This is a genomic window from Leisingera sp. (genome assembly GCF_034669605.1).
Classification (GTDB): domain Bacteria; phylum Pseudomonadota; class Alphaproteobacteria; order Rhodobacterales; family Rhodobacteraceae; genus Leisingera.
In genome coordinates this window covers 1-11,475 of the sequence record NZ_JAXMOX010000031.1, presented here as the reverse complement: position 1 = coordinate 11,475, position 11,475 = coordinate 1, and the positions used below count along the sequence as shown (strand labels likewise).

General features: G+C 66.4%; 9 protein-coding genes. 4 read left to right on the top strand and 5 right to left on the bottom strand.

All coding sequences use genetic code 11. The features are described 5' to 3' along the window. The first annotated feature begins 3 nt into the window (after window positions 1–3). The 3 genes from odhB (at window position 4) to lpdA (ending at window position 3,637) form a co-directional block, all read left to right on the top strand. Window positions 4–1,530 carry a 2-oxoglutarate dehydrogenase complex dihydrolipoyllysine-residue succinyltransferase gene (gene odhB, locus VOI29_RS05870; RefSeq protein WP_323776719.1) on the top strand — a complete coding sequence of 509 codons (1,527 nt, stop codon included), beginning with the start codon at window positions 4–6 and terminating at the stop codon, window positions 1,528–1,530. 211 nt (window positions 1,531–1,741) lie between these two features. After that, complete coding sequence (locus VOI29_RS05865) at window positions 1,742–2,152, top strand: MAPEG family protein (protein ID WP_323776717.1); 411 nt, start codon at window positions 1,742–1,744, stop codon at window positions 2,150–2,152. Between the two features lie 93 nt (window positions 2,153–2,245). Next, window positions 2,246–3,637, top strand: coding sequence for a dihydrolipoyl dehydrogenase (gene lpdA / locus VOI29_RS05860; RefSeq protein WP_323776715.1), 1,392 nt, complete (start codon window positions 2,246–2,248; stop codon window positions 3,635–3,637). Between the two features lie 357 nt (window positions 3,638–3,994). On the opposite strand, the gene VOI29_RS05855 is transcribed toward lpdA, so the two are convergent. From VOI29_RS05855 to VOI29_RS05845, 3 genes are read right to left on the bottom strand one after another with little or no spacing between them, the layout of a single operon-like run. Continuing rightward, window positions 3,995–4,744, bottom strand: coding sequence for a lysophospholipid acyltransferase family protein (locus VOI29_RS05855; protein WP_323776712.1), 750 nt, complete (start codon window positions 4,742–4,744; stop codon window positions 3,995–3,997). Continuing rightward, complete coding sequence (locus VOI29_RS05850; protein ID WP_323776711.1) at window positions 4,741–5,640, bottom strand: cell division protein FtsX; 900 nt, start codon at window positions 5,638–5,640, stop codon at window positions 4,741–4,743. Before VOI29_RS05850 ends, VOI29_RS05855 begins: the two co-directional genes overlap by 4 nt. Continuing rightward, window positions 5,637–6,314, bottom strand: a complete 678-nt coding sequence (locus VOI29_RS05845) for a cell division ATP-binding protein FtsE (protein WP_323776754.1) — start codon at window positions 6,312–6,314, stop codon at window positions 5,637–5,639. The genes VOI29_RS05850 and VOI29_RS05845 overlap by 4 nt, the downstream gene beginning before the upstream one ends. A 216-nt stretch (window positions 6,315–6,530) precedes the next feature. On the opposite strand from VOI29_RS05845, the gene VOI29_RS05840 reads away from it, so the two are divergent. Beyond that, the gene (locus tag VOI29_RS05840) at window positions 6,531–7,463 is read left to right on the top strand and encodes a zinc-ribbon domain-containing protein (protein ID WP_323776709.1); all 933 of its coding nucleotides are present in this window, start codon (window positions 6,531–6,533) and stop codon (window positions 7,461–7,463) included. 64 nt (window positions 7,464–7,527) lie between these two features. Here the strand turns inward: VOI29_RS05840 and VOI29_RS05835 are convergent, their stop codons facing one another. Then, complete coding sequence (locus tag VOI29_RS05835) at window positions 7,528–10,134, bottom strand: TIGR02302 family protein (protein ID WP_323776708.1); 2,607 nt, start codon at window positions 10,132–10,134, stop codon at window positions 7,528–7,530. Between the two features lie 48 nt (window positions 10,135–10,182). Then, entirely contained in the window at window positions 10,183–11,448 is a 1,266-nt protein-coding gene (gene lysA, locus VOI29_RS05830; protein WP_323776706.1) for a diaminopimelate decarboxylase, read from the bottom strand. Window positions 11,449–11,475 lie beyond the last annotated feature (27 nt).

The window sequence follows — 11,475 nt, the reverse complement described above, 5'->3', positions numbered from 1 at the left end:
GATATGACAACCGAAGTCCGCGTACCCACCCTGGGCGAATCCGTGACCGAGGCCACCGTGGCCACCTGGTTCAAGCAACCCGGCGACACCGTGTCCGCTGACGAGATGCTCTGCGAACTGGAAACCGACAAGGTGACCGTCGAGGTGCCCTCGCCCGCAGCCGGCAAGCTGCAGGATATCGTCGCTCCGGAAGGCGAGACCGTCGGCGTTGACGCGCTGCTCGCGAATATCGCCGAGGCCGGCGCCGCAGGGCCGGAAACCGTGAAACCCAAGGCAAATGCCTCTGCCCCCGCTGCCCAGGCGGATGACCAGGCCGCCGCCACCGACATTACCGTGCCCGCGCTTGGGGAATCGGTCTCCGAGGCCACCGTCTCGACCTGGTTCAAAAAGGTCGGCGACAGCGTGGCGCAGGACGAAATGCTGTGCGAGCTGGAGACTGACAAAGTATCGGTCGAGGTCCCGTCCCCGGCAGCCGGCGTGCTGGCCGAAATCACCGCCGGCGAAGGGGAAACCGTCGCCGCCTCAGCCAAGCTCGGGGTGATCTCCGGCAGTGCCGCCGGCACCTCCGCGGCACCGGCTGCCCCGGCAGCAGCGCAAACACAGGCCGAGGCGCCCGCGGCCGCGGGCAAGGATGTCGCCAACGCCCCCTCCGCCGAAAAGGCAATGGCCGAAGCCGGTCTCAATGCATCGCAAGTCACCGGCAGCGGCCGGGACGGGCGCATCATGAAGGAAGACGTCGCCGCTGCGGTGGCTGCCGCCAAGACTGCTCCGCCCGCCGCTCCGTCTCCGGCCCCGGCCCAGGTGCGCGGCCCGGTCACGGCTGACGATGCCGCGCGCGAGGAACGGGTGAAGATGACCCGCCTGCGCCAGACCATCGCCAAGCGCCTGAAGGACAGCCAGAACACCGCCGCCATGCTCACCACCTACAACGAGGTCGACATGACCGAGGTGATGGCCCTGCGCAACGAATACAAAGACCTGTTCCAGAAGAAGCACGGCGTCAAACTGGGCTTCATGTCCTTCTTCACCAAGGCCTGCTGCCACGCGCTGAAAGAAGTGCCCGAGGTCAACGCCGAGATCGACGGCACCGATATCGTCTACAAGAACTTCGTGCACATGGGCGTCGCCGCCGGCACCCCCACCGGCCTGGTTGTGCCGGTGATCCGCGATGCCGACGCGATGTCCTTTGCCGCGATTGAGAAAGCCATTGCCGAAAAAGGCGCCCGCGCCCGTGACGGCAAGCTGTCGATGGCGGAAATGCAGGGCGGCACCTTCACCATCTCCAACGGCGGTGTCTACGGCTCGCTGATGTCCTCGCCGATCCTGAACCCGCCGCAGTCCGGCATCCTCGGCATGCACAAGATCCAGGACCGCCCGATGGCGATCAACGGCAAGGTGGAAATCCGTCCGATGATGTATCTGGCGCTGAGCTATGACCACCGCATCGTCGACGGGAAGGGCGCCGTGACCTTCCTGGTCCGCGTCAAGGAAGCGCTGGAAGACCCGCGCCGCTTGCTGATGGATCTGTAAACAACAAAGGGCAGCGCCCGCCCATTTCGTGGGGAGGGGCGGGCGCTGCCCGGCTTTGCCGGGCGGGACAAGGAAATCTATCGATGGAATTAAGGAGTGGGCCCTCCGCCGCATCAACCGGAACTGGCATTGCGAAAAATCATCATGACATTGAAGACAGTGCTGGTGAAAGCGCCTGCAACCTGAAACTCGCAGCGTTAGTTGCATTTACATGACCCCCGAACTCACCGCCCTCACCCTCGCCGCGCTCCTGCAGGTTTTCCAGATCGCCCTGATGGCCGTGCCAGCCAACCTCGAGCTGAAGCCGGGCCAGACCCTCGGCCCGCGCGACCGCGACCGGATGGGCGGCGATTTGCAGGACCAGGTCTCGCGCCGCACCGCGCGGCTGTGGCGGGCGATGAACAACCATTTCGAAGGGCTGATCCTGTTCACCATCGCCTGCGTGGTGGTCACGCTGGCGCAGAAATCCTCAGCCCTCACCGCCGCCAGCGCCTATCTCTACCTCGGCGCGCGCGTGCTTTACGTGTCGGCCTACGCCTTTGGCTGGACTCCTTGGCGCAGCCTGATCTGGGCCGCCGGCTACCTCGCCACCGCGGCCATGCTGGCCGCCTGCCTCACATGACCCTTCATCTTTCCACAAATACTCCGGGGGAGGCCCGCATGGGCCGGGGGCAGCGCCCCCTCCCCGCTCAACCCAATAAGGAGCACATGACACATGGCATCCTATGACGTGATCGTAATCGGCGCCGGCCCCGGCGGCTATGTCTGCGCCATCCGCTGCGCCCAGCTGGGCCTCAAGACCGCCGTGGTTGAGGGCCGCGAAACCCTCGGCGGCACCTGCCTGAACGTGGGCTGCATCCCCTCCAAGGCGCTGCTGCATTCCACCCACCTGCTGCATGAGGCAGAGCACAACTTCGCCCATATGGGACTCAAGGGCAAAAGCCCTTCCGTCGACTGGAACCAGATGAAATCCTACAAGGATGAGGTGATCGGCCAAAACACCGGCGGCATCGAGTTTCTGTTCAAGAAGAACAAGATCGACTGGATCAAGGGCTGGGCTTCGGTCCCCGCGGCCGGCAAGGTGCAGGTCGGTGGCGAGGTGCATGAGGCCAAGAACATCGTGATCGCCTCCGGTTCGGTGCCATCGTCCATTCCTGGCGTCGAGATCGACGAAAAGATCGTGGTCTCCTCCACCGGTGCGCTGGAACTGCCGAAGATCCCCAAGAAACTGACAGTGATCGGCGCCGGCGTTATCGGGCTGGAGCTGGGCTCGGTCTATGCCCGCCTGGGGTCCGAGGTGACCGTGGTGGAATACATGGACGCGGTCTGCCCCGGCATGGATAAGGACGTGCAGCGCAGCTTCAAGCGGATCCTGGAAAAACAGGGCCTCAACATCATCCTCGGCGCCGCGGTGCAGGGGGTGGAGACCACCAAGACCAAGGCCAAGGTCAAATACCAGCCCAAGAAGGGCGGCGATGAGGTGACGCTGGACGCCGACGCGGTGCTGGTTGCCACCGGCCGCAAGCCTTACAGCGAGGGGCTGGGGCTGGATGCACTGGGCGTCAAGATGACCGAGCGCGGCCAGATCGCCACCGACAACCACTGGCGCACCAATATCCCCGGCGTCTATGCCATCGGCGATGTGATCGAAGGCCCGATGCTGGCGCACAAGGCCGAGGACGAGGGCATGGCGGTGGCCGAGGTGATCGCAGGCAAGCATGGCCATGTGAACTATGGCGTGATCCCCGGCGTCGTCTACACCACGCCCGAGGTGGCCACCGTGGGGGCGACCGAGGACGCGCTGAAAGCCGAGGGGCGCAAGATCAAGGTGGGCAAGTTCATGTTCATGGGCAACGCGCGGGCCAAGGCCGTGGGCCAGGCCGAGGGCGGATTCGTCAAGATCATCACCGATGCGGAAACCGACCGCATCCTCGGCGCCGCGATCATCGGTCCGGCCGCGGGCGACATGATCCACGAGCTGTGCGTGGCGATGGAATTCGGTGCCTCGGCCGAGGACGTGGCACTGACCTGCCACGCGCATCCGACCTACTCCGAGGCGGTGCGCGAGGCCGCTCTGGCCTGTGGCGACGGGCCGATCCACAGCTGATCCAGGCATAGTGCCGGGTTTACTAAAGGGCAGCTCGCCGCAGCTGCCCTTTTTCTGTTTGGCAACGGGCGTGTCCCCCTCCTTGCTGGCGCTGAAATCAGGTCCCAGGTCAGGTCCCAGCAAGGCACAGCCATCGCCGTTTCATTGCAAGTCAGCTCCCCCGCAAGCGCCGGACAGACCTTCGACCGCAGCTGTTACGCAGACACTATATGCGGATTGCGAACCCGCACATGGGACCGCATTTGCAGCCCGCTACCGTGACCGAAGGGCTGGCGGGCGGGCTCGATGTCCCGGCGCCGTCTTTGCCAGGGAGATTTGAGTTTTCTAGCTTCCGGAGAGTGCAAACGCTCCGGCGGATCAGGCCCGTTGCACAGTCTCGCCCGGTTCAAACCCGGCTTCCCGCATCAGCGCGTCCGAGCGGCTTTCGACGCGCTGTTCCAGCTGGGGCATGAAATCCTCGCGGCTTATCCCCGGCTGCATCACCTCCAGGAACTCCACCACCGCCAGGCCCGGCTTGCGGTAGATCCCCGTGCGCGGCCAGAACACGCCGACATTGGTGGCGGCCGGCACGCAGGGCTGGCTCAGGCCTTGATACAGCACCGCAGTGCCGATCTTATAGGGCTTGCGGGCGCCGGGTGCGACACGGGTGCCTTGCGAATAGATGATCAGCTGGCCGGGCTCGCGGCTCTCCTTGGCGACATCCTTGACCATCTTGGCAATCGCCGCGCCGCGCTTGCCGCGGTTCACCGGCACGCAGCCCAGCCGCTTGGCGTAGACTCCGATGACGGGCGTCCACATCAGCTCGCGTTTCATGATGAACCGGGCCGACGGCACTGCGTTGAAAATGATCAGGATGTCCAGAAAACTTTGGTGCTTGGCGGCGATGATCACCTCACCAGACGGCACCTGGCCTCGGACTTCGGTCTTGATGCCGACCATCCAGCGCGCGGTCCACAGGACCCAGCGGGCATAAGTTTTGCAGGCGATGCGCGCGCCCTTGCGGGAGACTGCGGCCCAAGGCGCAAACAGCAGCCCCAGCACCAGCATCGACAGATACATCTGCACCAGAAAGGCGGCTGAACGCAGCCATTGAACCGGGTTTTTCACGACACTGCTCCCAAACGTTTACCGGCAGCGCGGGTGGTCGCGGCAAAGGCCACCAGCGCGCCCAGCACCGGAATCACCAGCGGCGCCAGCCAGCCCCAGCCCTGAAAGCCAAGCCCGGTGAGAAAGCCGCCCTCATCCGAAGCTTCCGGCATCAGCCAGACACCGATCATCCCCAAGACAACGCCCGCAGCGGACCCGGTCAGGGCGCGCAGGGTGAACCGGCGGATGAAGGCCTGGGCGATATAGCTGTCCAAAGCGCCGACCAGCCGCAGGACTTCGATCACCTGGGCATTGGCCGCAAGGGCCGCATTGGCCGCAAGGGTGATCATCGCCGCCGTGGCGCCGCCGATCAGCAGGATCGACACCCAGGCAAGGCGGCGCAGCGACCGGGCTGCATCAACCAGCGGCGCGCGCCAGCGGGTATGGTCATCCAGAACCGCGCCCGGCACTTCGGCCTGCAGCCGCAGACGCAGCCCGGCGGCGTCATATCCGGGGTCCTCGCCCGTGACTTCGATCAGCTGCGGCAGCGGCAGGCTGCCGACCGGCAGGCTGGAGCCGAACCAGGGCGCCAGCAAGGCCGCCTGTTCCTCGCCCGACAGCGCCCGTGCGGTGGCCACGCCCGGTGTCTGGCGCAGGATTTCCAGTGCCGCTTCGGTCTGTGCCGCGCGCTGCTCAGCCGGGGCGTTGATGCGCAGGGTTGCCGCCCGCGCCAGCTCCGAGGCCCATTGGTCCGCCAGCCGCCCGGAGGCCATCGACAGCGCCAGCGCAAAAACCGCAAGAAAGGCCATCGCGCCGGAGACAAACAGCGTCAGATGGGCGGTGAAACCGCTGGGCGGCACCACCCGGTTGGCCTGGGTATCGCCCAGCACCAGCTTGTGCAGCCTGCTGTCGGTCATAAGTCTGCCCCCGCCAGCTGCAATTGCCGGTTGGAGATCCGCAGCACCCGGGCCTGCACCTGGTTCTTGGCCGCCCGGATCAGCGACAGGTCATGGGTGGCCACCAGGATGGTCTTGCCCATCCGGTTCAGCTCCACCAGCAGCTGCAGCAGCCGCTGCGACATTTCCCAGTCCACATTGCCGGTCGGTTCATCGGCAATGATGACATCCGGCGACAGGATGACCGACCGGGCCAGCGCCGCCCGCTGCCGTTCACCGCCCGACAATTCCGGCGGCAGCGCATGGGCCCGTTCAGACAGGCCGACCCAGTTCAACAGCTCGTGCAGATTGGCCTCCTCATGCGACAGCTCCCGCCCGGAAACCAGCAGCGGAAGGGCGATGTTCTCGACCACCGGCAAATGATCCAGAAACCGGCAGTCCTGATGCACAACGCCGACGCGGCGGCGCAGATGGGCCATCTGATCGCGGTCCAGCCCATGCACATCCATGTTGAAGGCCCGCACCCGGCCCGAGGTCGGCATCAGCGCGCCATAGCAAAGTTTCAAAAGCGTCGTCTTGCCCGCGCCGGACGGGCCGGTCAGAAAATGGAACGATCCCGGCGCCAGCTGAACTGACACCTCATCCAGCAGCTCGCCGCCGCCGTAATTATAGCCCACATTCTCCAGCTCGATCACTGCTGCCCCCTGATTGCGCCGCAAAATTGGCGCTCCGGTGTTTTGCCCCATGGGACCATCAGTTTCAATGGGCTCTGTTGCCGGGAAACCCCCGCCCCTGCCAGGCTGGGGCTGGATCGGCATTTGACGCTTTAACCGGGCTGCCGGGCCGCATATAATCCCTTGAAAAACAACCTGCCGCCTGCTGGCCGGCAGGATGGTGCCGAGGAGAGCATGATGCGCCTGACCTGCCCGAATTGTGCAGCCCAGTACGAAGTGCCCGAGGATGTGATCCCCGACGGGGGCCGGGATGTGCAGTGTTCCAGTTGCGGCCAGACCTGGTTTCAGGCATCCGCCGGGGCTGTTGCCGCACGCGCCGCCGGGGAAACCGCGCCGGACACAGCCGAAATCCAAGCGGCAGCTGCGCAGGCGGCAGAAGATTTCCCTGAGCCGGACATGCCTGGGGACGTCTCCGGCGATCCTCCGGACACGCCCGCTGCAGTTGCCGCGGCGGCGCAGGATACGCCGGAGCCCGCTGCCGGCGCCCCGGAGACCGGCGAAGACGATGATCCGGACCAATGGACGGGTGCTGACGCAACCGGGGCTGCAGACGCGGAGCCAGAGGCGCCGCCGCGGAGCCGCGCCCTGAACCCCGCCTTGTCCGATATCCTGCGCGAGGAAGCCGAGCGCGAAGCCGCGCTGCGGGCGGCAGAAGGCCACAGCCTGGAAACGCAGCCTGATCTGGGGCTGGAGGCAGCCGCAACACCCGAGGACGACGCCGCCCGCCGCAGCCGCCAGGCCCGCGACCGGATGGCCCGTATCCGCGGTGAAGACCCGCGCCAGCTGGCCGCAGCTGAAACCGGCTCGCGCAAGGAATTGCTGCCGGATATCGAAGAGATCAATTCGACCCTGCGCTCTGCAGACAGTGCAGCCCCTGCAGTGCAAGCCGCCTATGAACAGCCGCCGGTGCAGCGCAAACGCAGCTTTGCCCGCGGGTTTTCGCTGTCGGTGATTGCCGCGCTGGTCATGGTCATGATCTATGACAACGCGCCGCTGATCTCGGAAAAACTGCCGCAGGCGGATCCGGCACTCAGCAGCTATGTCGGCTGGGTGGATCAGGCGCGGCTGTGGCTTGATGATCAGGTTAAATCCCTGACCAGCGTCCAGTAACGCTGCCCCGGCAGCATCCTTTGTCCTGAAGTTCCGGATACCGGTTGCCGCAGGCAGCCGGGGTTCAGAACCTGTCCAGCAGCCGTTGCAGGTAATTGCGCTCCCGCTCGCTGCGGTCGCGCTCTCCTGCCCGGCGGCGGATGTCCTCCAGCAAATTCCAGGCGCGGCGGTAGGCATTGCCCTCTCCCACCTTGCCGCCATCGTTAACCGATCCGTTGCTGCGGCCCAGCGGGTCCAGCCGCTCGCCCTCGGCCGTGGCCGAAGGCTGCCCCTGGCCGTTGCGCTGGCCGTCTTCGCGCTGCGCCAGCGCCTGGCCCAGATTGCGCATGCCTTCGCGCAGTGCCTCCATCGCTTCGGACTGCTGGTCGATCGCTTCGGCCATATCACCGCCGCGCAGCGCATCTTCCGCGCCCTCCATCGCCCGGCCGGCCCGGTCCAGCGCTTCGCGGGCGGCATCGCCTGCCTCGCCATCCAGATAGGGAAGCCCCTCCTGCTGGCGCTGCAATTGCCGCCGCAGGGCCTGCTGGCGGTCGGCCAGCGAGCCGCCCGCGCCCGGCTGCGTGCGGCCATCCGGCCCGGAGCCCTGGGGATTGCGGCTTTCGGCGCCGTCGCTGCCCTGGCCGTCCTGGCCGCTGTCACCACCCTGCCCGCCCTGATGGCTTTGGCCGCGGCCCAGACCGCCATCGCGGCCTTCGTTGCCCTGGCTCTCGCCGCGGCGGGCGCCGGGATTGAACTGCTCCTGCAAATCACGGAACGCCTGGTCGGACAGCCCCTGCTGCTCGCGCAGGGTTTCGCCCAGCCCTTCCATCGCCTCCCGGCCCTGGCTGCCCTCGCCCTGACCCTGCTGCGCGCGTGTCATCCGCATGTTTTCCATCATTTCCTGAAACTCGCGCAGCGCCTGTTCGGCCTCCGCCATGCGGCCCTGCTGCATCAGCTCCTGAATGCGGTCCATCATCGCCTGCAGGTCATCCTGGCTGAGGGTCATCATGTCCTCGGGCATCTGGCCCGGTTCCAGCACCTCGCCATTCGCTTCCGCCTGCCGGCTCAGCTGGCGCATATAGTCCTGCGTCGCCTCGCGCAGTTCCTGCATCAACTGGGCGATCTCCTGATCGCTTGCGCCATCGCGCATGGCCTGGCTCAGCCGTTCCTGCGCCCGCTGCATCCGCTGCAGGGCATCGCCCACGTCGCCCTCTTCCAGCTGGATTGCAAGATCCCAAAGCGCCGCGGCGATTTCCGCCTGCTGCGGCTCCGGGATGCTGCCCTTCACGGTATAGCTTTCCAGCCGCCGCAGAATGGTGCGCAGCCGCAGGAAATCGCCATAGTCGCGGAACAGGTCTTCGGGGCGGTGCGACAGGCTGCGCAGGATCTGCGCCGCCCGCGGCGCATTTGCGCGCGCCCACAGCATATCCCGGCGCTGTTCGATCACCGCAGCCGCCAGCGGATCAAAGAAACGGCGGGTGACAAGATCCGAGCCAAAGCCTGCCGCCGCCGCGGATTGCCCGGCCGCATCCACCGCCGAAAAAGTGAAAACCACCGGCAAGTTGGCCCAGGGGTGCCGGGCAAAATCCTCGATCAGCTTTTCGGTGAACTCCTTGCGCGAGCCTGACAGCGGCAGCGGCAGGTCCAGCACCAGCGGCTCCCGCGGGTCGGGGTCTGCGGCCAGCCCGTGGCGGCGCTCCACTGCAGCCAGATCCAGAGCAATCCGGACCTGGCCCGCGGCCACGCCATAGTCATCGCGGGCCGCAAAGGCCAGCGTGGTATAGCCGTCGCTCTCCAGCTCGGGCCGGCCCGCGACCGCCACCTTGGGCGGCTGGTCCGGGATCACCTCCACCTGCCAGCTGCGCCCGCCGGTGCCGTCGATGGAAACCGTGCCGCTGCGGAGGACATCGAATTCCAGCGCACCGTCCAGGTCCGGCGGCGGCTCTGCGCTTTGGCCTGCAACACTTTGCGACAGGCTGAGCGCCCCCGCCTCGCCATAAAACCGCAGGGTGACGCGGCTGCCTTCCGGCAGTTTCAAGATGCCCCCGGCCTGATCGTTCAGATACAGGACCGGCAGGCGGGTATAGGCGGGCGGCTCTGCCCAGCCCTCCCAGGCCGGGCCGTTGAGGGCGGCGGCGCCGTCCGCTCCCAGCTCCTTGATCGACGCCGCTTGCCAGACCGAGCCGAACAGCAGCGCCACCGCCAGGAACAAACCGGCCGCATAGCGCAGCGCATAAGGATCCGCTGCGGCCACGTTCAGATCCGGTGCAGGCGCCCGCGCCTGTGCCGCGGCATCGGCCATCCGGCGCTGATGCGCCTGCCACAAGGCGATCGAGGCGGCATCCCCGGCCCCGACGGCCTGGGTATCCAGCAGCGCCGCAACCGGCCGCCCGGGCAGGGTTGCGTCCAGACGCGCCAAGGCCGCGCTCCTAGCAGGCCAGCGGAACCGCCAGGCGCCCCAGCCAAAAGCAGCTGCGGCTGCAAGCCCGGCAGCGATTGCGCCGGTCCAGACCGCTGGCTCCGGCAGCAGCAGGTGCAGGCCCAGCATCAGCGCCGCCAGCGCCGCCATCAGCACCGAGGCCAGCGGCCAGAACGCCCGCATGGCACGTTCAGCCACGAGTCCGGCCTGCGTCAGCAGCACAGGCCGGCGCAGGCGTTTCAGGACCGGATCGGCACGTCTGTCAAAGGGCATTCGGGCCTCATGTTCGGATGGCCCGCGCCGGATCGCGCCCGGATCGCTTCAGAGCCACTCCGGGATGGTATCGCGGTTTATCATTTCGTCAAAGGCGGGACGTGCGCGGATAACCGCGAATTGATCCCCGTGCACCAGCACTTCCGGGATCAGGGGACGCGAATTATACTCGCTGGCCATCACCGCCCCATAGGCCCCGGCGCTGCGGAAAGAGACCAGATCGCCCGCCGCCAGCGGCGGCAGATCGCGCTGCTTGGCAAAGGTATCGCCGGTCTCGCAGACCGGGCCGACGATGTCGTAAGGCTGGCTTTCAGTGCCTGCCGCAGGCTCCTGCACCGGTACGATGTCGTGATGCGCCTCATACATCGCCGGGCGGATCAGGTCGTTCATCGCCGCGTCCAGGATCAGGAAATCGCGGCCCTCGCCCGATTTCAGATAGATCACCCTGGATACCAGCTGGCCCGCATTGCCCGCGATCAGCCGCCCCGGCTCGATCTCGATTTCGCAGCCCAGATGGCCCAGCGTCTCCTTGACCATCCGGCCGTATTCCACCGGCAGAGGCGGCGCCTCGTTGGAACGGGTATAGGGAATGCCCAAGCCGCCGCCCAGATCCAGGCGGCGGATGTCATGGCCGTCCGCCCGCAGGGCTCCGGTCAGCTCCGCCACCTTCTGATAGGCCAGCCGGAACGGCTCCAGATCGGTCAGCTGCGAACCGATGTGGACATCGATCCCGACCACATCGAGCCCTTTCAGCGCCGCCGCGCGGGCATAGACCTCGCGGGCGCGGGCAATCGGGATGCCGAATTTGTTTTCGGATTTGCCGGTGGCGATCTTGGCGTGGGTCTTGGCGTCCACATCCGGATTCACCCGGATGGTGATGGGGGCAACCACGCCCAGCTCCTGCGCCACCGCGTTGATCACTTCCATCTCCGGCTCGGATTCCACGTTGAACTGGCGGATGCCGCCGGTCAGGGCGACGCGGATTTCCTCTGCCGTCTTGCCGACACCGGAAAACACGATCCGCTCCCCCGGCACGCCTGCCGCCTTGGCGCGCAGATATTCGCCCTGGCTGACCACATCCATGCCCGCTCCGGCCTGCGCCAGGGTCTTGAGGATGGCCTGGTTGCTGGCTGCCTTCATCGCATAGCAGACCAGGTGATCGGTGCCCTCCAGCGCTTCGTCAAACAGCCTGAAATGCCGCAGCAGGGTGGCGGTGGAATAAACATAGAACGGGGTGCCCACCGCCGCGGCGATCTCGGAGATGGGAACGTCTTCGGCGAAAAGCGCGCCGTCGCGGTAGAGAAAATGATCCATGGCCCCGCGTTTAGGGCAAAACGGGCG

What these genes read in the sequence shown, in the direction of transcription:
- odhB (WP_323776719.1), top strand. Translation starts at nt 4, where the DNA reads ATGACAACCGAAGTCCGCGTACCCACCCTGGGCGAATCCGTGACCGAG.
- VOI29_RS05865 (WP_323776717.1), top strand. Translation starts at nt 1,742, where the DNA reads ATGACCCCCGAACTCACCGCCCTCACCCTCGCCGCGCTCCTGCAGGTT.
- lpdA (WP_323776715.1), top strand. Translation starts at nt 2,246, where the DNA reads ATGGCATCCTATGACGTGATCGTAATCGGCGCCGGCCCCGGCGGCTAT.
- VOI29_RS05850 (WP_323776711.1), bottom strand. Translation starts at nt 5,640, where the DNA reads ATGACCGACAGCAGGCTGCACAAGCTGGTGCTGGGCGATACCCAGGCC.
- VOI29_RS05840 (WP_323776709.1), top strand. Translation starts at nt 6,531, where the DNA reads ATGCGCCTGACCTGCCCGAATTGTGCAGCCCAGTACGAAGTGCCCGAG.
- VOI29_RS05835 (WP_323776708.1), bottom strand. Translation starts at nt 10,134, where the DNA reads ATGCCCTTTGACAGACGTGCCGATCCGGTCCTGAAACGCCTGCGCCGG.
- lysA (WP_323776706.1), bottom strand. Translation starts at nt 11,448, where the DNA reads ATGGATCATTTTCTCTACCGCGACGGCGCGCTTTTCGCCGAAGACGTT.